General features: G+C 38.1%; 30 protein-coding genes. 18 read left to right on the top strand and 12 right to left on the bottom strand.

Annotated features, from left to right (window positions below; translation table 11 throughout):
• Positions 1 to 11: 11 nt before the first annotated feature.
• Both PVK63_RS02975 and PVK63_RS02980 read right to left on the bottom strand, forming a co-directional pair.
• Positions 12 to 1,196 (bottom strand): FIST signal transduction protein, encoded by a 1,185-nt coding sequence (locus PVK63_RS02975; RefSeq protein ID WP_130087092.1) that lies wholly within the window; start codon positions 1,194 to 1,196, stop codon positions 12 to 14.
• A 96-nt stretch (positions 1,197 to 1,292) separates the two neighbouring features.
• Complete coding sequence (locus PVK63_RS02980; RefSeq protein WP_130087094.1) at positions 1,293 to 1,748, bottom strand: hypothetical protein; 456 nt, start codon at positions 1,746 to 1,748, stop codon at positions 1,293 to 1,295.
• A gap of 269 nt (positions 1,749 to 2,017) precedes the next feature.
• Here PVK63_RS02980 and ccoN point away from each other — a divergent pair, with 269 nt between their 5' ends.
• The 11 genes from ccoN (at position 2,018) to ttcA (ending at position 12,059) form a co-directional block, all read left to right on the top strand.
• Positions 2,018 to 3,448 carry a cytochrome-c oxidase, cbb3-type subunit I gene (gene ccoN / locus PVK63_RS02985; RefSeq protein WP_130047355.1) on the top strand — a complete coding sequence of 477 codons (1,431 nt, stop codon included), beginning with the start codon at positions 2,018 to 2,020 and terminating at the stop codon, positions 3,446 to 3,448.
• Between the two features lie 12 nt (positions 3,449 to 3,460).
• Positions 3,461 to 4,072 carry a cytochrome-c oxidase, cbb3-type subunit II gene (gene ccoO, locus PVK63_RS02990; RefSeq protein WP_130047356.1) on the top strand — a complete coding sequence of 204 codons (612 nt, stop codon included), beginning with the start codon at positions 3,461 to 3,463 and terminating at the stop codon, positions 4,070 to 4,072.
• A 10-nt stretch (positions 4,073 to 4,082) separates the two neighbouring features.
• Positions 4,083 to 4,265 carry a cbb3-type cytochrome oxidase subunit 3 gene (locus tag PVK63_RS02995; RefSeq protein WP_130044485.1) on the top strand — a complete coding sequence of 61 codons (183 nt, stop codon included), beginning with the start codon at positions 4,083 to 4,085 and terminating at the stop codon, positions 4,263 to 4,265.
• Complete coding sequence (gene ccoP / locus PVK63_RS03000; protein ID WP_130087096.1) at positions 4,262 to 5,233, top strand: cytochrome-c oxidase, cbb3-type subunit III; 972 nt, start codon at positions 4,262 to 4,264, stop codon at positions 5,231 to 5,233. Before PVK63_RS02995 ends, ccoP begins: the two co-directional genes overlap by 4 nt.
• A 102-nt stretch (positions 5,234 to 5,335) precedes the next feature.
• Positions 5,336 to 5,815 (top strand): FixH family protein, encoded by a 480-nt coding sequence (locus PVK63_RS03005; RefSeq protein ID WP_130047358.1) that lies wholly within the window; start codon positions 5,336 to 5,338, stop codon positions 5,813 to 5,815.
• An 18-nt stretch (positions 5,816 to 5,833) separates the two neighbouring features.
• Positions 5,834 to 8,212, top strand: a complete 2,379-nt coding sequence (locus PVK63_RS03010) for a heavy metal translocating P-type ATPase (protein WP_130087098.1) — start codon at positions 5,834 to 5,836, stop codon at positions 8,210 to 8,212.
• Entirely contained in the window at positions 8,205 to 8,369 is a 165-nt protein-coding gene (gene ccoS, locus PVK63_RS03015; protein WP_130087100.1) for a cbb3-type cytochrome oxidase assembly protein CcoS, read from the top strand. The genes PVK63_RS03010 and ccoS overlap by 8 nt, the downstream gene beginning before the upstream one ends.
• A complete protein-coding gene (locus PVK63_RS03020; protein WP_130087102.1) occupies positions 8,366 to 9,040 on the top strand; it encodes a sulfite exporter TauE/SafE family protein in 675 nt (224 codons plus the stop codon). Before ccoS ends, PVK63_RS03020 begins: the two co-directional genes overlap by 4 nt.
• A gap of 95 nt (positions 9,041 to 9,135) precedes the next feature.
• Positions 9,136 to 9,888, top strand: coding sequence for an FNR family transcription factor (locus PVK63_RS03025; protein ID WP_130044491.1), 753 nt, complete (start codon positions 9,136 to 9,138; stop codon positions 9,886 to 9,888).
• A gap of 149 nt (positions 9,889 to 10,037) precedes the next feature.
• Positions 10,038 to 10,985 carry a universal stress protein UspE gene (gene uspE / locus PVK63_RS03030; RefSeq protein ID WP_130047361.1) on the top strand — a complete coding sequence of 316 codons (948 nt, stop codon included), beginning with the start codon at positions 10,038 to 10,040 and terminating at the stop codon, positions 10,983 to 10,985.
• 150 nt (positions 10,986 to 11,135) lie between these two features.
• Positions 11,136 to 12,059, top strand: coding sequence for a tRNA 2-thiocytidine(32) synthetase TtcA (ttcA, locus tag PVK63_RS03035; protein WP_130087104.1), 924 nt, complete (start codon positions 11,136 to 11,138; stop codon positions 12,057 to 12,059).
• Positions 12,060 to 12,128: 69 nt separating this feature from the next.
• Here ttcA and PVK63_RS03040 read toward each other — a convergent pair whose 3' ends face one another.
• The 3 genes from PVK63_RS03040 to PVK63_RS03050 are packed head-to-tail and all read right to left on the bottom strand — an operon-like array spanning position 12,129 to position 14,332.
• Entirely contained in the window at positions 12,129 to 12,776 is a 648-nt protein-coding gene (locus PVK63_RS03040) for a DUF2987 domain-containing protein (RefSeq protein WP_130087105.1), read from the bottom strand.
• Between the two features lies 1 nt (position 12,777).
• A complete protein-coding gene (locus tag PVK63_RS03045) occupies positions 12,778 to 13,512 on the bottom strand; it encodes a glucosaminidase domain-containing protein (protein ID WP_130087320.1) in 735 nt (244 codons plus the stop codon).
• A 7-nt stretch (positions 13,513 to 13,519) separates the two neighbouring features.
• On the bottom strand, positions 13,520 to 14,332 hold the full coding sequence (locus PVK63_RS03050; protein ID WP_274439830.1) for a hypothetical protein: 813 nt from the start codon (positions 14,330 to 14,332) through the stop codon (positions 13,520 to 13,522).
• 325 nt (positions 14,333 to 14,657) lie between these two features.
• On the opposite strand from PVK63_RS03050, the gene potA reads away from it, so the two are divergent.
• The 5 genes from potA (at position 14,658) to PVK63_RS03075 (ending at position 19,778) form a co-directional block, all read left to right on the top strand.
• Positions 14,658 to 15,776, top strand: coding sequence for a spermidine/putrescine ABC transporter ATP-binding protein PotA (potA, locus tag PVK63_RS03055; RefSeq protein ID WP_130047364.1), 1,119 nt, complete (start codon positions 14,658 to 14,660; stop codon positions 15,774 to 15,776).
• A complete protein-coding gene (gene potB / locus PVK63_RS03060; protein ID WP_130047365.1) occupies positions 15,760 to 16,617 on the top strand; it encodes a spermidine/putrescine ABC transporter permease PotB in 858 nt (285 codons plus the stop codon). The genes potA and potB overlap by 17 nt, the downstream gene beginning before the upstream one ends.
• On the top strand, positions 16,617 to 17,387 hold the full coding sequence (gene potC / locus PVK63_RS03065; protein WP_130047366.1) for a spermidine/putrescine ABC transporter permease PotC: 771 nt from the start codon (positions 16,617 to 16,619) through the stop codon (positions 17,385 to 17,387). The genes potB and potC overlap by 1 nt, the downstream gene beginning before the upstream one ends.
• Before the next feature lie 107 nt (positions 17,388 to 17,494).
• Positions 17,495 to 18,529: an extracellular solute-binding protein gene (locus PVK63_RS03070; RefSeq protein ID WP_130087107.1), complete on the top strand. Its 1,035-nt coding sequence runs from the start codon at positions 17,495 to 17,497 to the stop codon at positions 18,527 to 18,529.
• A gap of 205 nt (positions 18,530 to 18,734) precedes the next feature.
• Positions 18,735 to 19,778, top strand: a complete 1,044-nt coding sequence (locus tag PVK63_RS03075; RefSeq protein ID WP_130087109.1) for an extracellular solute-binding protein — start codon at positions 18,735 to 18,737, stop codon at positions 19,776 to 19,778.
• Positions 19,779 to 19,861: 83 nt separating this feature from the next.
• On the opposite strand, the gene cobB is transcribed toward PVK63_RS03075, so the two are convergent.
• The gene (gene cobB / locus PVK63_RS03080; protein WP_130059993.1) at positions 19,862 to 20,590 is read right to left on the bottom strand and encodes a Sir2 family NAD+-dependent deacetylase; all 729 of its coding nucleotides are present in this window, start codon (positions 20,588 to 20,590) and stop codon (positions 19,862 to 19,864) included.
• A gap of 99 nt (positions 20,591 to 20,689) precedes the next feature.
• A complete protein-coding gene (locus tag PVK63_RS20010; protein WP_165366849.1) occupies positions 20,690 to 20,800 on the bottom strand; it encodes a DUF3894 domain-containing protein in 111 nt (36 codons plus the stop codon).
• On the opposite strand from PVK63_RS20010, the gene PVK63_RS03085 reads away from it, so the two are divergent.
• Positions 20,757 to 21,668: a LysR family transcriptional regulator gene (locus PVK63_RS03085; RefSeq protein WP_130044502.1), complete on the top strand. Its 912-nt coding sequence runs from the start codon at positions 20,757 to 20,759 to the stop codon at positions 21,666 to 21,668. The genes PVK63_RS20010 and PVK63_RS03085 overlap by 44 nt on opposite strands.
• Before the next feature lie 250 nt (positions 21,669 to 21,918).
• Entirely contained in the window at positions 21,919 to 23,139 is a 1,221-nt protein-coding gene (locus tag PVK63_RS03090) for a NupC/NupG family nucleoside CNT transporter (protein ID WP_130047371.1), read from the top strand.
• 115 nt (positions 23,140 to 23,254) lie between these two features.
• Here the strand turns inward: PVK63_RS03090 and PVK63_RS03095 are convergent, their stop codons facing one another.
• The 5 genes from PVK63_RS03095 to PVK63_RS03115 form a co-directional block, all read right to left on the bottom strand.
• The gene (locus PVK63_RS03095) at positions 23,255 to 23,545 is read right to left on the bottom strand and encodes a putative quinol monooxygenase (protein ID WP_130044504.1); all 291 of its coding nucleotides are present in this window, start codon (positions 23,543 to 23,545) and stop codon (positions 23,255 to 23,257) included.
• A 51-nt stretch (positions 23,546 to 23,596) separates the two neighbouring features.
• Entirely contained in the window at positions 23,597 to 24,253 is a 657-nt protein-coding gene (locus PVK63_RS03100) for a Qnr family pentapeptide repeat protein (RefSeq protein WP_130087113.1), read from the bottom strand.
• A gap of 213 nt (positions 24,254 to 24,466) precedes the next feature.
• Positions 24,467 to 24,841: a hypothetical protein gene (locus PVK63_RS03105; RefSeq protein WP_130044506.1), complete on the bottom strand. Its 375-nt coding sequence runs from the start codon at positions 24,839 to 24,841 to the stop codon at positions 24,467 to 24,469.
• 124 nt (positions 24,842 to 24,965) lie between these two features.
• Complete coding sequence (locus PVK63_RS03110) at positions 24,966 to 25,565, bottom strand: sugar O-acetyltransferase (RefSeq protein WP_130044507.1); 600 nt, start codon at positions 25,563 to 25,565, stop codon at positions 24,966 to 24,968.
• Between the two features lie 29 nt (positions 25,566 to 25,594).
• On the bottom strand, positions 25,595 to 26,023 hold the full coding sequence (locus PVK63_RS03115; RefSeq protein WP_130087115.1) for a PACE efflux transporter: 429 nt from the start codon (positions 26,021 to 26,023) through the stop codon (positions 25,595 to 25,597).
• Positions 26,024 to 26,042 lie beyond the last annotated feature (19 nt).

Genomic DNA, 26,042 nt, shown 5'->3' on the forward strand with positions numbered 1-26,042 from the left:
ACTACACTATCCTAATAATGAAATAAAACGGTAGAGACCATTAAATTACCGTGAGCATTCTCGCCACCAGTAAAACGCCCTTGCTCACCGAAAGTAAATGGGCATATATAAGGAGCACCATGCATTGCCGAGTTAACTGAATGACAAACTGCATCCATAGATGTTTTTATATGCATCATTGAGCCAGCACAAAATATATTAATGCCGCCTATTGGGCTGAAGTTATCTTCATAAGAATTAATGGCCGAATTAATGACTCGTTGTGGTCGAGAAATAATTTGTTCTTCTTCACCGTACATCATAAAAACCTCCTCTCCTTCATTAATACTAGCAAAACATTCCATGCCTCCATCATGAGTAAATTTTACAGGATGGGCTAATTTGAAATATGGCGACGAATACATGTAACCAGCAATTCTTCCTAAAGGAAATTGAGTTACTCTTTCTAGAAGGTTTGTTTTATCACCAAGTCCCATTGGTAATTCAGTCCATTGCTTATAAACATCAATAACCGGTTTATGGTCAATTTCATAAATAATTCGATTATGTGTTTTTGTTGCAATCCCCGATGTTGAAGAGCAAGCATATCCAGAGTGAAAGGAATAAGACACTTTACAGGAGGGATAAAAAACAGATAAAGAAATTCCAGAACTAAGCAGGTCATCTTGTGTAAAGATACACCACTTTCCCTGTACATTATTATCCGCAGCGGTTCCTCCTATAAGAGGTATTGGTGTCCCAAAATATTCATCTATTGCTGTTATTATTTTCTCTTCTTGTCCAGGTGTTGCATGGAGTAAAACCAATGCAGGCAATTCTCCTTCGCGACCACTATCCTTAATTGCTTTTTCTAATAATTGTTTTGTAAGCTGACTGATCTCATGATTGTTATCAAATTTAGCTATACTTGTTCCATATCGTCCATGCTTTGAATCATAGAGTGCCCATAATGCAATTGAATAACACTCAAGAAATCCATGATCAGTCATTACCCCTCGGCATGAGGTGCAGCCATGAATTTTAGTATTAGGGAATCGCTTTTTTAACGTATTTATAATAAGGTGACTATCATGTTCTTCAGTGAAATAGCACAACAAAATATCCGGTTCAATAGGATGAACAAGTAAGTTACTTAGACAGTATTCAAGTGCTTTTCCTGAATCGTTATTCTGTGAATTTGTGCTAATTATCTTCATATACCTTCCAAATTGTTTTATTTTTATTAAACAAACTCTAATTTGTCATTGAGCGGTTGATTTTTGCACATTTAAAGAATAACACGTTGAAAGTTATCATTTTGTGGAATTAAAAATCACATTTATTTTTTGAGAGCTATTCGATACTTCTACATTCCATGCCATATCATTATGTTTACATTTTGGTACAAACACTGAATACATTTGTTTGCCATTTTGCTTAACCGAAGGCATGAACTTTAACGTTCCCATGTTCATCTTCACGCCAGTTGCTTCCACCTCCCAAGCATCAGTTAGACCTGAAACTAGGATACTGATCTCTGTATTTTGCAAGATAGGACGCTCTTTTACATCAATAATGACTTGATTATTATCGATATTAAAAGCACAAGACTTTTCAGTTATGTTACAAATAGTCGCGTTTTGGTTATTTTTCACACTCTCCATCGGATCTTTGTAGGTAATTGTTCTCCAAGTAAATGCGGTAATCAATACCACCAACAAGAAGATAAGTTGAAATAAACGAGGACCTGTTAACTTTTCTACAGCCATAGTTGAAAAAACCTGTGTTATCTAGTTCAAAAAAAATGAAAAAATGTTGCTTAACCGTAAAATTCCTGCGGGCATCAACTATGATTCAATTTTGAAGTGAAGTATCATTGACGCCGAAAATGCCATTTTTGCATTAAAAAAGGATATTTCAAAATAAAAGGGTCACAAATCTAATTATTAGGGATTGAATTTTGGATGGCATTGCGAACAAATTGTTCGCACTATGGAAAGTAAAGTGTAGTTAATAATAAAAGTGGAAGCATGCAATTATGAGCCAAGTACAGCAGCATGAACAAAACTACAACTATACCGTTGTTCGTCAATTCTCTTTAGTTACCATACTATGGGGTATTGTTGGCATGGGTGTAGGTGTACTAATTGCCGCTCAGTTAGTTTGGCCGCAACTTAATTTTGACACACCATGGCTTACGTATAGTCGTCTGCGACCTCTGCATACCAATGCAGTGATTTTCGCATTCGGCACAAGTGCCCTTTTTGCAACATCTTATTATGTTGTTCAGCGTACTTGTCAAACACGTTTGTTTGGTGGTCCATTAGTTGCGTTCACCTTCTGGGGTTGGCAAGCAATTATTCTAGCAGCAGCAATTTCATTGCCTCTAGGTATTACATCAGGAAAAGAATACGCAGAATTAGAGTGGCCGATTGATATCGCAATTACTCTGGTTTGGGTTGCGTATGCCATCGTTTTCTTTGGAACCCTGTTTAAGCGTAAGACATCTCACATCTACGTTGCAAACTGGTTCTTTGGAGCCTTCATTTTAACCGTTGCCGTTCTTCATATTGTGAATAGCCTTGCTGTTCCTGTATCTATGACTAAATCTTATTCGATTTATTCTGGTGCTGTTGATGCGATGGTACAATGGTGGTACGGCCACAACGCAGTTGGTTTCCTATTAACTGCAGGCTTCCTTGGTATGATGTATTATTTCGTACCAAAACAAGCTGAGCGTCCAGTTTATTCATACCGTTTATCTATTGTTCACTTTTGGGCTCTAGTATCACTTTATATCTGGGCCGGCCCTCACCATTTACATTATACAGCACTGCCTGACTGGACTCAGTCACTTGGTATGGTAATGTCACTAGTTCTATTTGCTCCATCTTGGGGCGGTATGATTAATGGTATTATGACGCTGTCTGGTGCTTGGCATAAACTTCGTTATGACCCAATTCTTCGCTTCTTAATTGTTTCTTTGTCTTTCTACGGTATGTCTACCTTTGAAGGCCCGATGATGGCAATTAAATCAGTAAATGCCCTATCTCACTATACTGACTGGACAATTGGTCACGTACACTCTGGTGCATTAGGTTGGGTTGCAATGGTATCAATTGGTTCTCTATACCACTTAATTCCTAAGCTATTCGGTCAAGAGCGTATGTACTCTGTCTCACTAATCAATGTTCACTTCTGGTTAGCGACTATCGGTACGGTTCTTTACATTGTGGCAATGTGGATTTCTGGTGTTATGCAAGGTCTAATGTGGCGCGCAGTAAATGCAGATGGCACATTAACATACAGCTTTGTTGAGTCATTAGAAGCCTCTTACCCATTCTATTTTGTTCGCTTCTTAGGTGGATTTATCTTCTTATCAGGAATGTTCTTACTTGCATATAATACATACAAGACCGTTACTGCTCCGAAGAACAGCCTAAAAGCTATTCCTCAACCAGCTCAATAAGGAGGCTATGTTATGAGTTCTAATCGTCATGAAATCATAGAAAAAAACGTTGGCCTTCTTGCGGTTCTTATCGTTGTTGCTATTAGTTTCGGTGCGTTAGTTGAGATCACTCCTCTAATTTTCCAAAAACAAACAACTGAACCGGTAGAAAACTTACGTGTTTATACACCATTAGAAATGGAAGGCCGTGACATTTATATCCGTGAAGGTTGTAGTGTTTGTCATAGCCAAATGATCCGCCCATTCCGTGCTGAAACAGAACGTTACGGACATTATTCTGTTGCTGGTGAAAGTGTTTGGGAGCATCCATTCTTATGGGGTTCAAAACGTACAGGTCCTGATCTAGCTCGTGTTGGTGAGCGTTATTCTGATGAATGGCACCGTGTTCACCTAATCAACCCTCGTGATGTGGTTCCTGAATCAAACATGCCTGGCTTCCCTTGGTTGGAAGAGAACGTGTTAGATGGTGAATTGACATCGCAAAAAATTGCTATTTTCCGTAACAACTTTGGTGTTCCATACACTGAAGAAGACGTAAAGAATGCGGCTGATGCGGTTAAAGGTAAGACTGAGATGGATGCGCTTATTGCTTATCTTCAATCACTTGGTCATGCAATGAAGTAAGGAGGTCCCTATGGACGCTGGAACTATTCATGCAATTTGGACAGTTATTCTGTTTTTAAGCATGGTAGGTATTATTTTTTGGGCTTACAGTAAAAAGCAAAAGGCTCGCTTCGATGAAGCTGCTAACTTGGTTTTTGCTGATGAACAAGAAGATACTTCAAGCCAAAACAAGACAGGAGTTGATAAACAATGAGTACTTTTTGGAGTCTCTGGATAAGTATCATTACTATTGGTACATTAATTGGTTGTGGTTTACTGCTTCGTTTCTGCTTGAAAAATACAACAGGAATTGAAGAAGGTGAAGACATGGGTCATGAATACGATGGTATTCGTGAGCTTAATAATCCACTGCCAAAATGGTGGACTTACATGTTCTTAGCTACACTCGTCTTCTCTATCGTTTATTTAATCCTTTATCCTGGATTAGGTAATTTTAAAGGCGTTTTAGGCTGGACAAGTTCAGACCAAACGGTTCGTACTGTTGAAGAATCACGCACATCGATTGAGCGTTCTCATAAAGAGAAAACACTTGACCAATTTGCTCGTGAATTAGATGACGCAAATACGAATTTTGGCGAAACATTCTCAAAACTTGCATATAAGCCAGGAACATCAGAGTTCCGTGCTATTACCGATATCGCAAATGACGAAGAAGCACTAAAAGTAGGTCAACGTTTGTTCCTACAAAACTGTTCTCAATGTCATGCATCAGATGCAAGAGGTATGATTGGCTTCCCTAATTTAACCGATAACGCATGGTTATATGGTGGTGAGCCAGAAGCAATCAAAACGACTATCATGAATGGTCGTATTGGTAACATGCCAGCTTGGGGTGATGCTTTAGGCGCCGACGGCGTTAAAGAAGTTGTTAGCTATACACTTGCCCTATCGGGTCGTAAAGTTAACACCAAAGAAGCCGCAGCAGGCAAACAACGCTTCATCGTTTGTGCTGCATGTCATGGTACTGATGGCAAAGGTAACCCAGCGTTGGGTGCACCAGATCTAACTGATAATGATTGGTTATTTGGGGATTCACGCGCAGCAGTTACTGAATCAGTAGAAAATGGCCGTCAAGGTGTTATGCCAGCATGGAAAGACGTATTAGGTGAAGAAAAAGTACAACTTATTTCAGCCTACGTCTGGAGCCTAAGCAACAAATAATAAATATAATAGCCCCTGCATGTACAGGGGCTTTTTTCGCTCTTATATTAAAAATATTACATATAAAGCGCTAATAGCTCGACTTTAATAGGAATCATTACTATGTCTCAGCCTTGGTATAAGCAGTTTTGGCCTTGGTTTCTCATCATCCTTCCAGGTACCGTTGTTGTTGCTTGTATATCAACTTACATTTTATTTGTAGAGCACGATGTTGATCTAGTCGCAGAGGATTATTACAAGAAAGGTAAAGCAATCAACGTCGATCTTTCAAAAATCAAAGTGGCTCAAGAGTTATCTATATTTGCCAAAGTACGTAGTGTAGATAAGACAATTGAGATCCAACTTGATAAAGGTAAACTGGAGCATAATCCAGCAATAAAAGCTATCTTCACTCATAGAACGCTTCCCAATCACGACTTTTCGCAAGTATTAACATCAGATGCGAAAGGTATTTATCGCCTTCAATTAGATGAACCATTAAATGGCCCTTGGTTTATCGAATTGCTCCCACATGACAGCGCATGGATGGTCCAAGGACGCACAAATTTCCCGAGTGAAGATTTTTTCCCTTTAGGTAAGTAGATTAGGTAAATAAACCATATGTCGAAGGATTGTTACCACTGCAGTGAGCCTGTTCCATCAGGCTCACATTTTCAAGTTGATATTTTAGGTGAAACTCGTGATATGTGTTGCCCAGGCTGTGAATCAGTAGCGCAAACTATCGTTGAAAACGGCCTTTCTTCTTATTATCAATATCGTACGGCCCCTGCCGATAAAGCGGATTTAATCCCTGAGCAATTAAAAGCATTAGCTCATTATGATCATAGTGAAATTCAAAAAGAGTTTATTCGAACTAATGACAACTATAAAGAAGTGACATTGTCACTAGATGGAGTCTCTTGTGCTGCCTGTGCTTGGCTCATTGAAAAACAACTTGCCAACGCACAAGGTATACATCAAATAAAAGTAAATACCTCTACTCATAGAGCATTATTAAGTTGGAACCCAGAAGAAACTAAATTAAGTACCCTGCTTACTCTTATTCATCAACTTGGTTACAAAGCAGCCCCTTTTGAAGCCGATAAACAAGAAGAAGAATATCACCGCTCAATGAAGCAATACTTATATCGTTTAGGTATCGCAGGACTAGCAACCATGCAAGTGATGATGCTTGCTGTTGCATTATACTTAGAAGTCTTTGGTGATCTCGATGCGGAATTCAGAAACTATCTTCGATACGTGAGCTTGGTTTTTGCAACACCTGTAATGCTTTACTCTGCTCTGCCATTTTATATGAATGCATGGCGAAGCTTAAAAGCTAAAACACTAGGAATGGATGTTCCCGTTTCTATCGCGATGTTATTTGCTTATTTCGCAAGTGTTGTTGCTACCGTGACTGAATCAGGTGAAGTATTTTTTGAATCAGTTGCCATGTTTACCTTTTTCTTATTATTAGGCCGATTTCTTGAAATGCGTGCTCGCCGCAAAGCAGCAGCTATTACCGGAAACCTACTCAAACTTATCCCAGTAATGGCAACATTAACCTCTGGGAAGAAAGTACCCGCGCGCACACTTGATGTTGATGACACTGTTATTGTCCCTCCAGGTGAGCATCTACCGGCAGATGGTATTGTCATCGCTGGTTACAGCGCGATTGACGAATCAATGTTTACCGGTGAGTCGATGCCTGTTGCTAAAAAGGAAACTGATCCGGTTTATGCTGGTACGATTAATGGTGATGGTAATTTAACTGTTAAGGTAACCAAAACCAAAGCGGATTCTTTAATATCAAACATTGTTAAACTTCAAGATGAAGCGCAAATGTCAAAGCCTAAAGTCGCTGAAATTGCTGACTTAGTGGCTCGCTATTTTGTTGCAGGTATCTTAATTATCTCTGTCTTCACTTGGTTTTATTGGCATGAAACAAAACCAGATGACGCTTTTTGGATCATGTTATCTGTGCTCGTTGCAACTTGTCCTTGTGCCTTATCATTAGCGACACCAACGGCAATCACTTGTTCAACCTCTCGATTAGCACAGCTTGGTTTAATGCTTCGCCGTGGCCATGTTTTAGAAACTCTGTGCAAAGTGAATCGCTTAGTTATCGATAAAACAGGAACATTAACAGAAGGAAATATCAGATTAACTCAAGTCCATTCCTTTACTGATATGTCAGAAAAAGAAGTCAAAACAATAGCGTCTGAAATGGAATCTTTTGCTAATCACCCTATTGCTCGAGCTTTCTCACAATACAGAGATGTAACTCAAACTCACTTTGATAGTGTTGAAAATATTATCGGTTCTGGTTTGCAAGGATACATTGGTAACGATGAATGGAAGATTGGCCATAAAGCCTTTGCTGCACAAGATTGCCTGTTAGAAAATCATCAAGATTACCAAGTGTGGTTATCTAAAAATGGACAAGCGGTTGCTGCCTTTTCTTTAGATGACCCAATTCGTCAAGAAAGCAAAGCATTAATTCAATCACTGCATCATTTAGGCATTAAAGTGACTATGCTAACTGGTGACAGTAGCTCATCCGTAAAGAAAGTGGCTAATGCTTTGGATATTGATGAGGTAATTTCTGGAGCAACACCACAAGGGAAGTTAGATTATTTAAAATCATTACCAAAAAGTGAAATCAGTTTAATGGTTGGCGATGGCATTAATGATGCCCCTACACTTGCAGGAGCCCACCTATCTATAGCGATGGGGTCTGGAACTGATGTTGCTAAAGCCTCTGCAGATATGATACTTCTGGGTGATAACCTTTCTCGACTAATAGAAGCGCGAGAACTTGCGATGAAAACTCGTAAAATTATCCGTGAAAACTTAGCGTGGGCTTTAGGCTATAATGCCATTATATTACCACTGGCTGTCATGGGTTTAGTTGCACCTTACATTGCGGTTGTAGGAATGTCGGGAAGCTCAATTATTGTTGTCTCTAATTCTCTTAGGTTATTAAAAGAAAATGGCTAGTTTATATTTGTTAATCCCAATTGCGATTATGTTAGTGTGCGTTGCCGTAGCAATTTTTATTTGGGCCGTTAAAAGCGACCAATTTGAAGATCTCGATCGTCAAGGTACCGAAATATTATTCGATGAACAACCTCCCATGAATAAAGAAGATAAATGAACATTGATTTATTAGGAGCCTTTCTTGTTGGCATGATGGGGGCTGGCCACTGCATAGGCATGTGCGGTGGTATTTCTGCTGTAATCTCAATGAACACCAGTAATTCAAAGGCCCCTCGTTGGCTGTTTATTTTACTCTATAATTTTGGCCGAATTTTATCTTATTCAGTTTTCGGTTTTATTATTGGTGGTGTGTTTGTTTCTATTGCCGCTACATCAGAAAGTTATAGTGCGTTAGTTTATTTAAGGATCTTTGCTGGTATCCTTATGTGCTTACTCGCTTTGTATATCGCAAACTGGTGGAAAGGATTGGTGTATATAGAAGTCATTGGTAAGCAATTATGGAAATATATATCGCCATTAACAAAACCACTGTTACCGCTTAAAACCCCTGTCCATGCGATTCCCTTTGGATTCTTATGGGGATGGCTTCCTTGTGGTTTAGTTTACTCAACATTAAGTTGGGCAGCCGTTTCTGGTGGTGCGATTAACGGTTCATTAATCATGTTTGCTTTTGGCATTGGTACGCTTCCCGCTATGTTTCTAGTAGGTGTTGGTGCTCATGCCCTTCAGTCATTCATCAATAATTCGATCACCAGAAACATAAGTGCATTGTTATTATTAACGTATGGTATTCACACTGTTTATATTGCGTTACATCAACTAATATAATTATAAATTTTTGCATAGTTTTGTATTTATGCTACCACTTTGGTACTGGTTAATGCTAAAATTGACATATATCAATTATAAGAGCATTGAATGAGATGATGTCAGATAACTCAGCAAACAAACGAATCCAGTCAGGCGGATGTGCTATTCACTGCCAAGATTGCAGTATCAGTCAATTATGTATTCCTTTTACTTTAAATGAGTCTGAGCTCGATCAGCTTGATGAAATCATTGAACGTAAAAAGCCTATTCAAAAAGGTCAGGAACTGTTTAAAGCTGGCGATGAATTAAAATCTTTATACGCTATTCGTTCAGGCACAATCAAAAGCTACACGATTACTGAGCAAGGTGATGAACAGATAACTGCATTCCACTTAGCGGGTGACCTTGTTGGCTTTGATGCTATTACTGAAGCTGAGCACCCAAGCTTTGCTCAAGCTCTTGAAACATCTATGGTATGTGAAATACCTTATGAAATCCTTGATGACCTATCGGGTAAAATGCCAAAACTTCGTCAACAAATCATGCGTTTGATGAGTAACGAAATCAAAGGCGACCAAGAAATGATTTTGCTACTGTCTAAGAAAAATGCAGAAGAACGTTTAGCGGCATTCTTATACAACTTATCAACTCGTTTCCATCAACGTGGTTTCTCACCTAGAGAGTTTCGTTTAACAATGACTCGTGGTGATATTGGTAATTACCTTGGGTTAACTGTTGAAACCATCAGTCGTTTATTAGGCCGTTTCCAAAAGAGTGAAATGTTAACAGTTAAAGGTAAATACATCACAATCAATGATCATGATGCTTTAGCTGAACTTGCTGGCTCAGCAAAAGAAATTAAGTAAATTATATAAATAAAAACATTTAAAAAGTGAGGTATATCTTCTGATGTACCTCACTTTTTTGTATCTAATTTCTCCATATTCCCCCTCAAACTGCTAAAGTAAAGATAACAAAATGATTTTATGAATTGGTTTTTACCAAGGAGGTTAGTATGAACCGCTACCGTAAAATACTTGTTGTTGGGATAATTGATCAGGATGAACAACCCGCTTTAGACCGTGCGCTGGATATAGCAAAGCGCAGCACAAAATCGTCTGAAATAACGCTATTCTGCACAACGTATGATTTTTCTTATGAAATGACATCGATGCTATCTGCTGATGAACGTACAGCCATGAGAAATGGTGTTGTCTCTCAAAAAGTGAAAATGTTTGATGAGATTATCAGTAATTACAATATTCCAGAACATGTTACTATCAAAGTGAAAATGGTTTGGCATAATCGGCCATACGAAGCCATCGTCAATGAAATCTTTGATGGCAGCTATAATTTATTAGTAAAATCTACTCGCCAGCACGCAAAATTAGAAACCGTCTTTTTTACTCCAACTGACTGGCATTTATTACGTAAATCCCCTATTCCTGTTCTTCTTGTAAAAGAGAGAACATGGCCAGAAAATGGTAATATTTTAGCTTCAGTGCACGTTGGTTCCGAAAATCCAACACACTTAGCGCTCAATGATAAGATGGTCGATGAAGCTAAATATTTTGCAGAGGTGCTTAACTCAACACCACACCTAGTCAATGCTTATCCTTCAACGCCTCCTTCAATTCATGCCGAACTGCCCGAATTTGATGCAATACAATACAAAGATGCAATTCGTGGTCATCATTTAACAGAAATGAAAGCGCTAAGACAAAAACATGGTATCCCCGAAGAACAAACACACGTATATGAAGGACATACAGAGGAAGTTATCTCTGAAGTAGAAGATGAATTACATGCTGCGCTTGTTATACTTGGTACAACAGGAAGAACAGGTTTGTCTGCTATCTTTATAGGAAATACCGCTGAGAATACATTAGACTTACTCAATAGTGATATTTTAGCGCTAAAACCAGAAGGATACATTAGCCCATTAGACCCTAATCATATCTAATATTACCTGCATTAATAACGTAAAAAGTAAGGGTTACTTAAGTAGCCCTTGTTTTGCATCCCAAAATAATCTTTGTGGAAACTCGCTTATTGAATTTGATTGGGTATAATACCCGCCTTATCAGTTCCATCATTAGTTTAGAGTAAGTAAATGAGCGAATTAACCAAAGCGCAGCAATATAATTTTAATAAGCTTCAAAAGAAGATCCGTCGTAATACAGGTAATGCCATTGTTGATTACAACATGATTGAAGATGGCGACCGTATCATGGTATGTCTGTCTGGCGGTAAAGATAGCTTTACTATGCTTGATATCTTAATGAGCTTAAAGAAAAATGCGCCAATCTCATTTGACTTAATTGCTGTGAATCTTGATCAAAAGCAACCGGGTTTCCCTTCTCATATTCTTCCTGAATATTTAGAAGAACTAGGTGTTGAATACAAGATCGTAGAAGAAGATACCTACTCTATCGTTCAAGATAAAATCCCTGAAGGCAAAACGACTTGTTCATTATGTTCACGTTTACGCCGTGGTATTCTCTACCGTACCGCAAAAGAACTTGGTGCAACTAAGATTGCATTAGGGCATCATCGTGATGATATTTTAGAAACTATGTTCTTAAATATGTTCTATGGCGGTAAATTAAAGGGTATGCCACCAAAACTAGTTTCTGATAATGGTGAGCACGTTGTTATTCGCCCACTGGCTTACTGTCGTGAAAAAGACATTATCAAGTACGCTGATATGCGTAACTACCCGATTATTCCGTGTAATCTATGTGGCTCACAACCAAACATGCAACGTCAGAATGTTAAACAAATGCTAAACACATGGGATAAGCAATTCCCAGGACGCATTGAAACAATGTTCACAGCAATGCAAAACGTAGTGCCTAGCCATTTAGCCGATTTTAATACGTTTGATTTCAAAAGTATTAACCGCGACTCTGGTGTTATTAATGGTGGTGATATTGGCTTTGATAAAGAAGAAATGCCAGTGCAGCCTATTGATGCTGATGACGCAGTTGCAGAGTTTGACCCATCACTAAAACTAGATGTTGTTACTGTAGAGTAATCTTTCATTTATGCACAAAAAAGGCGTTAACTTTTAAAGTTAGCGCCTTTTTTATTATAAAAAATAGAATTATTTCGCTAACCAAGGAGTCACTTTCAATGGTTCAGCAGGCAGTAAAATACGCACATCATCAGCATATTTTTCAAGACTAACTGTAGCTCTTCCATTTTTTAAAGAAAGATCCTTACCATTTGACAGTTTGACAGCTTCAGTGACAGTGTCACCAAAAACAAACGTAATGCCTTCAACATCAGGCATAAAGTAGCTTGAGAACATGCCACCGATATCAGCAAGCATTGCATCCATTTGAATAGCGAGTTCTTTTAACTCTTTAATCGAAACTGAGCCATCAAAGCGCTGATTTGCAAGAACTTCCATCGAAATATCACACTGCTTACCCTCTTCAGTTTGAATATAAACTAATGGATTGGCTGATTTTAAATTGTCATCAATAGGAAGAGTCAATTCCTGATTACTTGGAATCGTAAATTCTTCGTAATGCTCTTCTTTTTCCATCCATGCTTTGGTTATTTGACATGCTTTACCTGTTTGAGAATCATTGAAGAACAATGCCATGCGAACATCATCATGCCCTTCTTTTTGATTCACTTTTAACTGGTAATACAGTTTCGAATAAGTAAAACGATACTGCTCAGCTTTAACTGGTAACGCCAAACACAACAGTGACAACGTTGTCGCACCAATCCATTTTTTCATTTTATCTCCAATACTGACTATTATGACGGATCATCGCTTGGATCTCTTCTACGTAAGCTTCACCACGCTCAGAATAACGAATTAACCCATGCGCTAATGCATTTGCTTCTTGTTCTGGTGTCAATGCTTCTGGAGAGTTATGTAGTTTTTCTCTAATAACACGAAGTTCAGCATAGGCATTGTTGCGGTTAACGTTCATAAAATAAGCGTGAACCGCCTCTTGTGATGAATCAAACTTTGCAACTTCATGCGCTGCACCTTCATTACGCTTACTAGGAACCACACCACAACCTTTAGTGTAACACCATTGACCAAAGTAGTTATTGGCTTCGCGAGCAAAACGAGAGGTCCCCCATGCCGATTCATTTGCCCCTTGGCTTAATACTAAAGGCGCAGGAATGTAATCTACTTTGACTAGCATCGCGTTAACCCAATCTGCATTCACGCCAGCATCCGTTAGCTTTTCTTTATAAAGTTCACCTAACTTAGTTGCCTTATCCAATTCTTTAGAGGTAATGCCAGAATCATTATCCAACTTCATAACTAATGACTCTATAAATTCACGCTCTTTCTGTACACGAGCGTTTTCAGCGATTACTGCAGGATACATAAAATTGAAAAACGCCGCTTTTTTCTCTTTTACATCTGTGAATGCTTTAAAGTCAGGCACTTTTTCTTTTGGTGTACACGCTGCCATCAATAAAACAGCGAACAAAACAATCGTCTTTTTAATCATAATAAACTCACGCGTTGAAAATATCATTGTTAACATCTTGGTTCGGATTATCAGAATTACCTTTATCATCCTTCACCATTACTTTTAAAGTAACACCAAACATATTGCGGTAAATAATTCCTTTCACATTGAAAATAAACGGCATTACCACAATTAAACCAACACCATATAATGCAATGCCAAAGACTAACGCTAGCATAATCACAACATGAATCAGCAGCATTGATGTTAATTTTTTATTTGTTGCTCTAAATGAATATAGCAGGGCTTTTAGCGGTGGTGCTTTTTTCTCACATACTAAAAGTACAGCGAAGCCAAAAGCCATTGATAAGTACAGTGCAACCATTGGCAAATAGATATTCACTAAGCCTTGCAGCACTTCCGATAAAATCGTCACTAATGCGACCATTCCAGCAGACGCTAATCCTTTAAAAATATAATTAGTACGACATTTAAAACCAGCGGCATGACTCATTCCCATCAAACTGGCGCCTGCCGTTAATGGCGAAATAATCACTTGTGCGCTTAACCCTGCAACAAAAGCAGCATAAGATATCTTAGTTGTTAGTTCCGTCTCACCAAGAAATGCATGAAATAACACCGCAGGATCACCCAGCTGTATTTGTAAAGCCACAAAAAAGACGGCCATATACGAAGATGTAAGCAACAAAATTGCTGGAGAAAACGTGAAAAAATGTTTAATTGTATTTTGCCAAGCTTCTTGAAGTACGCTAACAGGACTTAATTCAAAATCCCCTGCCATCGCTTTTTCAATGCTCCCACCAAGAATAAACTTTTTTTCTTTTGGTTGGTCACTCATTTTTGTCTACCACTATAAAACATGAGTCGATTATACGGTTTTCATTAAGCTAGTGCAGTATTCATAAAAAAGAATTTTACAAATCTTCAAAAAAAAGGAGATTTATTTGTAATAAAACCAATCAAGTGGCTGATAATTGTCTATAATGAAGCTCAATGAATGAGCACACAATGCATAAAAAGTAGCTTATTAGAAAAAAAATAGGGCAATCAAATAAAAAACACTTTTCATATCGTAACTTGGGGTCTATCATGCGCCCGAAATCCCATCTTACATCCATAATACTAAGCGCGGTATCACTACCCAAGGCGGAGATAAAAAGACATTGAACGTTACACAACAATCCGAAAAAGAAGCCGTTATTAAATTAACAGGCATTTCAAAAAGTTTTGATGGCAAAGAAGTGATCTCTAATTTCGATTTAGATGTTAATCACGGCGAGTTTTTAACCATTCTTGGCCCATCAGGTTGTGGTAAGACCACAGTGTTACGCATGATCGCAGGTTTTGAAACTGCTGATGCTGGAACAATTTTACTGGATTCGACAGATGTAACGTCAATACCCGCTGAACAGAGGCATGTGAATACCGTATTCCAAAGCTACGCCCTATTCCCACACATGACGGTATTTGAAAACGTTGCTTTTGGTTTGCGCATGCAAAATGTGCCAAATAATGAAATTGAACCTCGCGTAACAGAAGCGTTGCAAATGGTTCGTTTAGCACAAATGGCAAATCGTAAACCTCATCAGTTATCTGGTGGCCAACAACAACGTATCGCTATTGCTCGTGCAGTGGTTAATAAGCCTAAAGTTCTTCTTTTAGATGAATCTTTGTCTGCACTTGATTACAAATTACGTAAACAAATGCAAATTGAGCTTAAACAATTACAACGTCAATTGGGCATTACTTTTATCTTTGTAACTCACGACCAAGAAGAAGCTCTTTCAATGTCTGACCGTATTATCGTAATGCGTGATGGTGTTATTGAACAAGACGGCACTCCTCGTGAAATTTACGAAGAACCAAAGAACTTATTTGTTGCTCGCTTTATTGGTGAAATCAACGTGTTCGCTGCAACCGTGCTAGAGCGCCTTGATGAAAAACGTATTAGAGCAGAGATCGAAGATACATCCGCTGTCGTTTACTGTGACCTTGATGTTGCACCTGGCGATAAAGTGAAGGTATTACTTCGTCCTGAAGATTTACGCCTAGAAGAGATCAAAGAGTCTGATAACAAAGGCATTACAGGATATGTTCGTGAGCGCACATATAAAGGCATGACTTTAGACTCTGTACTTGAATTAGATTCAGGTATGCGTGTAATGATCAGTGAGTTCTTTAATGAAGATGATCCAGATGTTGATCACTCTTTAGGTCAAAAAGTAGCAATTACTTGGGTTGAAAGCTGGGAAGTGGTGTTAGCAGATGAACAAGAAGTTTAATCTCCAAAATATCATCATCACGGTTATTGTTAGTTGGTTACTGCTGTTCGTTTTCATTCCAAATGTAATGATCATCGGTACGAGCTTCTTAACTCGTGATGAAGCAAATTTAATCGAAATGACGTTTACGATGGATAACTATCTGCGTCTTTTTGATCCGCTATACGCAAAAGTGCTTTGGCATTCATTTTATATGGCCATTGTTGCAACGTTAATTTGTTTGGTTGTGGGTTATCCATTCGCCTACATCGTTGCGAAAATGCCTGAAAGATGGCGTCCATTTATGCTGTTTTTAATTATTGTTCCTTTTTGGACTAACTCATTAATCCGTACTTATGGCTTAAAAATTGTGTTAGGTACTCAAGGTATTTTAAATAAAAGCTTAATCGCGATGGATATCATAGATAAACCATTACGTATTATGTATACAGAAAGCGCAGTAATGATTGGTTTGGTATACATCCTATTGCCTTTCATGATTTTGCCACTGTATTCAGCGATTGAAAAACTTGACGGTACTTACTTAGAAGCGGCTCGTGATCTAGGTGCAAACAAACTTCAAACACTATGGAAGATTGTATTGCCATTAACGATGCCAGGTATCATTGGTGGTTGTTTATTAGTATTACTTCCAGCACTTGGTATGTTCTATATTTCCGACCTATTAGGCGGTGCGAAAAACCTACTAATCGGTAACGTAATTAAGAGCCAAGTATTAAACGCTCGTGATTGGCCATTTGGTGCAGCAACCAGTATCGCCCTCACCTTAGCAATGGCATTAATGCTCTACGCTTACTACCGTGCAGGCAAGTTATTAAATAAAAAGGCGGATCTAGACTAATGGGACGCACAATTAGATTTAGTTTTATGAGCTTGGTATATCTTTTCTTATACCTTCCAATCATTGTTCTGATTGCAAACTCATTCAACGCAAGTAAATTTGGTATGAAATGGGGCGGCTTCACTACAAAATGGTATGAAGCTCTAGTCAGTAATGACAGTTTAATGCAAGCAGCTTGGCACTCAATTACTATCGCAGTAATTTCAGGCACCGCTGCAACCATTATTGGCAGTTTAACGGCGGTTGCCCTTTTTCGTTATCAGTTTAAAGGCAAAAAATTCGTTAATGGACTATTATTTGTAGTAATGATGTCACCTGATATCGTAATGGCAATTTCATTACTGGCTATTTTCTTAGTAATCGGTTTTGAACTTGGCTTTTTAACACTATTAATTGCTCACATCACTTTCTGTTTACCATTCGTGGTAGTAACAGTATATAGCCGCTTAAAAGGCTTTGATGTGAAAATGTTAGAAGCAGCACGAGATTTAGGCGCAAGTGAATGGGTAATTTTGAAGCAAATTATTCTTCCACTAGCAAAACCTGCTGTAGCAGCTGGCTGGTTATTAAGTTTTACCCTATCACTGGACGATGTGATCATCAGTTCATTTGTAACGGGTCCAACTTACGAAATTTTACCACTGAAGATTTACTCAATGGTTAAAGTGGGTATTTCACCTGAGGTTAATGCTCTAGCTACTGTTATGTTAATTGTTTCACTTGCTTTGGTTGTTCTATCACAACTGTTAGCAAGAGAAAAAATAAAGTAAATTTCAATTTTTTAAAAAACTATTGTTTAGATAAACAATAGAATCTGGAAGACATGCCTTTTGTTCGACATGTCTTCTTTTTTATCACTCTAATGGAGAGTCAATCAATGAACAAAATGGCTGCGTTTTTTACTGGAACCGCCTGTGCTTTAGCACTAACAATGAATGTTGCTAACGCAAAAGAAAATGATGAATTGGTATTCATGAACTGGGGACCATACATCAACAGTGATATTTTAGAAGAATTTACTAAAGAGACTGGTATTAAGGTTATCTACTCGACTTATGAGTCGAACGAAACGTTATACGCAAAAATGAAGGCGCACAACAAAGGCTACGATCTTGTTGTTCCTTCGACTTATTTCGTTGCAAAAATGCGCGACGAAAAAATGCTTCAACCAATTGATAAGTCAAAGCTATCAAACTTTGCTCAATTGGACACAAACTACTTAGACAAGCCATTTGATCCTAAAAATGAATACTCTATTCCACACGTAGTGGCGATCACAGGTCTTGCTGTAAACACAGAAATGTACAACCCAGATGACTTCAATAGTTGGAGCGATCTTTGGAACCCAGAGTTTGAAGATCAGTTAATGTTAATGGATGATACTCGTGAAGTATTCCACATTGCATTACGAAAATTAGGTTACTCAGGTAACTCAACAAATCCAAAAGAAATTGACGAAGCTTACGCTGAGCTACAAAAACTAATGCCAAACGTATTAGTATTTAACTCAGATAACCCTGCTGCACCATACATGGCTGGTGAAGTGGGTCTTGGTATGCTTTGGAATGGTTCTGCAGCTGCTGCACAAGCTGAAGGTTTACCAATTAAACTGATCTTCCCTAAAGAAGGCGGTATCGGTTGGGTTGATAACTTTGCAATTCCATCTGGCGCTAAAAACGTAGAAGCATCTCATAAAATGATCGACTTCCTACTTCGTCCTGAAATTGCAGAGCGTATTTCTAAAGATACAGGCTACTTGACTGCTGTTAAAGCATCAAATGACAAATTTAAAGATATTGCTCCACTATTCCCGTCTCAAGAAGATCTTGACCGTGTTGAATGGCAATCAGCTGTTGGCGACATGACAGTGAAATATGAAGAGTACTTCTTAAAACTAAAAGCCGGACAGTAACCTAACCCTTTACTGACCTTAACTAATGGCAGCGTTTATCGCTGCCATTTTTGTATCTGCGCTATAGGTTTTCAACTAACTGATTTATCAATATTAATTGATTTAAGCCAAGATATTGTTTTATAAAGCAATGAAGTAATTCTTAAAAATGGTTATACTGTACAGCTAATTAATGGAACACCTTTCATCTTAATAGGAGAAGGAAATGAAAAAGTGGACAACTCTCGTCTCTACAGGACTGTGCGCTGCAGCCTTAATCGCTGGTAATGCACAAGCTGCAGATAAAGAGCTCTATTTTTATAACTGGTCAGAATATATTCCTAATGAAGTGCTTGAAGACTTCACAAAAGAAACCGGTATCAAAGTTTATTACTCAACTTATGAGTCTAACGAAAGCATGTACGCTAAGTTAAAAACTCAAGGTTCTGGATACGACCTAGTTGTTCCTTCTACCTACTTTGTATCTAAAATGCGCAAAGAAGGCATGCTACAAAAGATTGATAAATCTAAACTTCCTCATTTTAAAGATTTAGATCCAAACTACCTCAATAAGCCTTTTGATCCAAACAACAACTACTCTATCCCATACATCTGGGGCGCAACAGGTATTGGTATTAATGCCGATATGATGAACCCGAATGAACTTCACTCTTGGAATGACTTCTGGGATGAAAAATGGCAAGGCCAGTTAATGATGATGGATGATTCACGCGAAGTTTTCCATATTGCATTAACAAAGCTTGGCTACTCAGCAAATACAACTAATCCTGATGAAATCAAAGCCGCTTACGAAGAGTTGAAAAAATTACTGCCAAACATCTTGGTATTTAACTCAGACTTCCCTGCAAACCCGTACTTAGCCGGCGAAACAAGTGTTGGTATGCTTTGGAACGGTTCAGCTTATATGGCACGTGAAGAAGGTGCCAACATTCAAATCGTATGGCCAGATAAAGGCGCAATTTTCTGGATGGACAGCCTAGCTATTCCTGCTGGCGCAAAAAACGTAGACGCAGCGCATGAAATGATGGATTTCTTATTACGTCCTGAGAATGCAGCTAAAATCGCACTAGAAATTGGTTACCCAACACCTGTTAAATCAGCATACCCTCTTCTTCCAAAAGAGTTTGCGAATGATCCAAATATCTTCCCACCACAAGAAGTAATGGATTCAGGCGAATGGCAAGATGAAGTCGGTGAAGCAAGCGCGCTATACGACGAATACTTCCAACGTCTAAAAGTAGATATGTAATATAACTCTACTTAGCTTCATCAAGATTGAAGTAACCGAATAAAAAGCCAGTGAATTATACGATTCATTGGCTTTTTTAATTATTAAGTTTTATTAATCTCACTCTCTAACAACTCTGAGACTAACTCAGGAACTAACACACCAGCCTTTCCATAGCGTTTCTCTTCAAATTCATCGTCAACAGCACTTGGCTCTAAGTTAATCTCAATGGTATGAGCTCCATGTAATCTTGCTTCATGAACAAAACCCGCAGCTGGGTACACTGAGCCAGAAGTACCAATAGAAATAAACAAATCAGCGCGATTTAATGCATCATGAATTCGTCCCATCTCTAATGGCATCTCACCGAACCAAACCACATGAGGACGCAGCTGCGCAGGGATCTGACAACAATGGCATAAATCGCCAGTATGTATATCATCAGTGCATACAATCACTTGATTTGATTCTTCACAACGAATCTTATTTAACTCGCCATGCATGTGGATCACATTTAAACTGCCACCACGTTCGTGTAAATTATCGATGTTTTGAGTCACAATAGTCACCGTACCATCAAGTTCATTCTCAAGCTTAGCTAACGCCTTATGAGCCGCATTAGGCTGAATATCATCACTTTTTAACAGAGCACGACGTTTATTATAGAAACTTTGAACTAGGTCAGGATCTTTTAAAAAACCTTCTGGAGTCGCAACATCTTCAATTCGATGATTTTCCCATAAACCATCACTGGCACGAAACGTTTGAATCCCTGACTCTGCAGAGATCCCAGCTCCCGTTAAAATTACAATATTCTTATATGGAAATAGCATTTTAATATCCTTACCCGCCGTCTTTGTTTCTAAACTCTATCACGAAAAAACGATGCCTCTTCAATAGATAGCTAAAAACAAAGACACAACTCACTTTATTCAATTCCATCGCTCTATTACAATAGAAGCGTTCTTTTTCCTGTTAAAGTTACCAATAGAGAAGCCTATGTTAAAGCAAGCCAAACAAATGATCGTGTTTAATGCGCTCACACAACAAAAAAGCTTTACTAAGGCCGCTCAGCTTCTCGATATATCTAGAACACAAGTAAGCTTACAAATTCAACTTCTTGAAGAGCGCTTAGGTGTTCAGTTAGTACAACGCACGACTCGATCTTTTTCGCTTACCGAAGCTGGGCAGTCCTTCGCGGTGCATTGTGCCAATATTGCCGATGAAATTAACGAAGCTGAAAATGAACTGCTTTCTAATATCGACACGCTAAATGGTAAATTGCGTGTTGGTATCGCACAGTCTTTTGCAACCAACCACATTTTGCCTTATTTATCAGAGCTGCATCAGCGCTATCCACAGCTTAATATAGAGATAACTTTATTTGATCATAAGATCGATGTGATTGCAGAGCAATTAGACTTATGGATAGGTGTGATGGATTCCCCTCCTGAAGGATTTGTCGCAAGGCATCTGATTGATTGTCACTTTGTGCTCGTTGCAAATCCCTCTTATCTTGCCAAGCATGGGATCCCTTATCACCCTTACGATCTTAAAAAGCACAATTGTCTAACCTATATGAGTCGTGAACGTAAAGATAATGTCTGGGGTTTCCATAAAGGTGATGAGAATCTACAAATAAAAGTATCGGGGAATTATCGTATTGATTCGGCCGATGCGATTCGTAATGCGACCGTGTCAGGTAATGGCATTGGTTATATTGCCACTTATCTTCTCTCTGATGAACTGCGTAATGGAAAGCTAGTTCAACTTTTACCTGATTGGGAATTAAATCAATCCATGCCACTTTATGCCGTTTACCCACGCCATAAATTCTTAGCGAAAAAAGTTCATATTTTTATGGAGTTTGTTCGAGAGCACATTAACTCAGACAAAATTGATAACATCTAATCATATAACCACCACTCTAATTTAGGGATAGTTAGGTCTAATAAATTGCCCCATTATCCCATATAGTAACAACTGACTCTCTTATATGTGATAAAGTTCTCAAATGACCGTTTATTGATGAAAGTATAAACAAATAGCCTTATTTTTGTTATTGCTATGTGGATCCAATAACATTTTGATCCTTGTCACACTTTTATTTTTGACTAGAATACCCCCGCAATCATCAACTAAATACTTTTGGAGTTTGACCTTGAACTTTTTGGTCAGTATTTTAGGCATTGTTTGCCTATTCGCGATTGCGTTTCTTTTTTCAGAAAACCGACAAGCCATCAAATGGCGCACTGTATTAGGCGCGTTCTTAATTCAGTTATTGTTCGCTGGGTTCATCCTCTACGTACCAATTGGCCAAACTATCCTTAATAGTATCTCTATGGCTGTTTCAGACATTATTGCTTATGGTCGAGTTGGTACCGAATTCCTTTTTGGTGATCTTGCTCAATACAAGTTAGGCTTTATTTTTGCCGTTAACGTTTTACCTACCATTGTATTTTTCTCAGCCCTAATCTCTGTTTTATATTACTTAGGTATTATGGGTTGGGTAATTAAAATTATTGGTGGCGGATTACAACGCTTTCTTGGTACAACTCGCACCGAATCAATGTCAGCAACCGCAAATATCTTTGTTGGGTCGGTTGAAGCGCCATTAGTTGTACGTCCTTTCCTTGCTAAAATGTCTCGTTCAGAACTGTTTGCTGTAATGGTTGGTGGTCTAGCTTCTGTTGCTGGTGGCACAATGGTAGGTTACGCCGGGTTAGGTGTTGAATTACGATACTTAATTGCGGCAAGCTTTATGTCTGCTCCTGCTGGTCTAATGATGGCAAAACTTCTGGTTCCACAAACCGAAGAGATTAACGAAGCCGAGCAATATGAAGACGATATCGTTGATGATGCACCAGTAAACATTATAGATGCCGCATCACAAGGTGCATTAAATGGCTTACAAATTGTATTTGCGGTTGGCGCAAGCTTATTAGCTATTATCAGTTTAATTGCACTGGTTAATGGTGGATTACATAAAGTAGGTTTATTAGTTGGTTTTGATAACTTAAGCCTAGATCTGATCTTTGGTTACCTATTTGCACCTATTGCATGGCTAATTGGGGTTCCATGGTCAGAAGCAACCATCGCAGCAAGTTTAATTGGTAAAAAAATCGCAATTAATGAATTCGTAGCCTTTGCTGACTTAATGGCTGTAAAAGATCAATTAAGTGAGCATTCTCAAGCGATTGTAACTTTCGCTTTATGTGGCTTCGCAAACTTAACCTCTATTGCTATGTTAATGGGTGGATTAGGTGGCGTTGTACCAAGTCGTCGCCCGGACATTGCACGCTTAGGCATGAAAGCTATCTTTGCCGCAACATTAGCAAACTTGATGAGTGCAACCGTTGCAGGCATCTTCCTTTCTTTCTAAAGAAGTCAGTCCTGATAACATAAGACATAAAAAGCCACTCATGGTAATACGTGAGTGGCTTTTTTGTTTATAAATGGGTTAGGTAACCTAATAATGGCTAATCACTTAACGTCTATTAAAGTTTCGTCATACGATTAAGTACAAATGAAGTGATTGAGCCGTCTACCGCTTTTACATACTCAGCAATATGAGCCGTATTTAAATGATCTTGTAAAAGTACTTCGCTTTCCCACTGTTCATGAAATACAAATACATGTGGGTTATCGTTGTCTTGATGTAAATCATACTGAATGCAACCAACTTCTTTGCGTGTTGGTTCAAGTAACTTAAGCATTTCTGCCTTAACAAAGTCCGCTTTCCCTTCTTGGGCTTCAATTCTTGCAACAATCGTTAATATCTGTGTCATTTTATGCTTCCGCTCTACTGAATAAGCTCATGATTTTCTATTAGACTCTTTTTATTCGGGGAGTACAACTAATCCTAATGACTCTAGCAATTGCTCTTGTTGCCAACTACAAATTTTAACCCCCGTCACGTCTATTTTACGCGGGTCTAAGCCTTCTAATTCACAATGGCATAAGTTGGCGTCTTGCATTTTAAACTGCTCCCAAGCGTCTTCAGAAAACGATCCTCGAGATAAGTCAGAACCTTTAAAGGACGCCCCTTGTAAATTCGCCCCATTCCATTTATTTTCAAATAAATCACACTTTTCAATGCATAAGCGTTCAAAGTTTACATAGGATAAATTACAGCCTGTAATGTAAGCTGAACAAAAGTACATTTGGTGATTAATTTGATTTGAAAAACTGGCCTGAGTAAAGTTTGCCCCTTTTAAGTCACATTCTCTAAACTCAACGCCAAAAGCATTTACGCCTTTAAAATTGGCCATTGCTATCTTGCAATGTTTAAAGGACGCATCTCGTAAATCTGCATATTCAAAATGACAGCCTTCAATTGCACCTTGTTCAATAAAACTGCAATCAACAAATTGAGCATCCCTTAAATTTGCTCTAGAGAAATCACATAAGTAAAACTTACACCCTTCATAATAAGCATGACTCAAATCTTGACGTGAAAAATCAACAGAATTAAATATTTCATTATATATAGCCATAAATACTCCTTAAACTTGTTAAGAAGAAGACTACCAGTAAGTACAATAAACTCAATAAAAACAAAACCTTTAATATCAACAACTTAAATTCGCTATTTTTACCACCTAGAACGAGCTATAAAAGGGGTTCACGGCACTTTAAACTTACAATCAAGCGCCATTTTGCAAAACAGCGAGGCTTACAGCGTGGTAAGTTAGTGTATTTGCTTTTATCTACGAACAGACAAACATTTTGCTTTTTGCTCTCACAAATGCCGATACTTGTATACTGCGTGGTAAATTAAGCTTCATTACACTTTCACAGCAAGTCATTAAAACTTCTGTCGCTTTCTCTTCCCACTCACGTTCAGTTTCTAATGAGTGAAACGATACGCATGGTTCTGTCTTTGAATTTTGCTGAAAAGTAGTTAAGGATTTATTGAAAATTACATCTTCACAGGCTTTTACCTGACTTTGTGAAATCAGTTTCTTTCTTAGAATAGCCTGTGCTGAATTACTTAAAGTGAGCGTGCTAATAAAATCACGGTCATTAAAATAAAGATCAATTGCTCTATTTAATTGATGTAGTGCAATAGTGACACTGTCCATAATTACCTCCTTGTGGTTATAAATATATTCTAGGAGATTTTTTTAAAGCAATATGACGTTATGATCACGAATAAATATTATTGTTCACAAATCGTTCAATTGTGTATTTTATTGACAGTAAAACTTATGTTAAATCTGCCCACATTTCCTCAAGCTCTTCATCTGTTGGCATTTCTGAATGCGTGATGGTTTTAATAACTCGGCAAGGATTACCAACAGCTACACAGTCTGGTGGGATATCTTTAGTTACTACACTGCCTGCACCAATAACACTTCTATCTCCTATTGTTACGCCATCAAGAATCACAGCATTTGCCCCAATCCAAACATTATCTCCAATCTTTATTGGGTTAGCTGAAGCAATTGGTAACACTCGCTCAGCTAAATCAAAAGGATGCCCTGCTGTACTTATTACGACATTCGGTCCAATTTGAACGTACTCACCAATAAAAACAGGAGCAAGATCTAAGATCTTAACTCCTGAATTTAAAAAACCACCACATTCGAAATGAATATTCTTTCCCATATCGCAATAAAATGGCGGGACGATAATCACACCTTGATAATTACCTAATATAGATTGTAATACATCTGCCCTTAATTGATGTTCAGATGGACGAGAGTGATTAAAGTCATACAGTTGTTCTTTTACTTCATCCTGAAATGCACACAGTTCTTTGTTAATAGGAATTTGAACTGAAAAATCTGACAACTTATGACTCATAACCACTCCTTAGTTAAGCGAATCCCTATCTATTGAGTGACTTGTTTTATCTCATTAATAGGGAAAGCTTTATCATAAGCTAAATTATAAACATACGCATAAAACAGATAGAAAACAACGAGACCAATATCAAGAATAAAAGCTTCTAATAAACTAATATTTAAAAACCATGCCATTGCAGGAATAGTTAAAAACAATAACCCACCTTCAAACCCTAGGCTATGAACAACACGGTTTAATGTTGATTTAATCGTAGTGCCTGTTTTTCTCATCATGTACTTATCAAATAGGATGTTATAAACATAATTCCATCCAGTGGCGACAAGAGAAAATACAACCCCCATAATGCCAACATGACCCATTTCAAAACCAAATTGACTCAAAACACCGACAATAAGAATAAGACCTATCAATTCAAACATAATAGCGTGGCGAATTCGGTCAAAACGACTTCTCATAATAAAAACTCCAAAGGTT

The sequence above is a fragment of the Aliivibrio sp. S2TY2 genome (genome assembly GCF_028765525.1).
GTDB lineage: Bacteria > Pseudomonadota > Gammaproteobacteria > Enterobacterales > Vibrionaceae > Aliivibrio > Aliivibrio finisterrensis_A.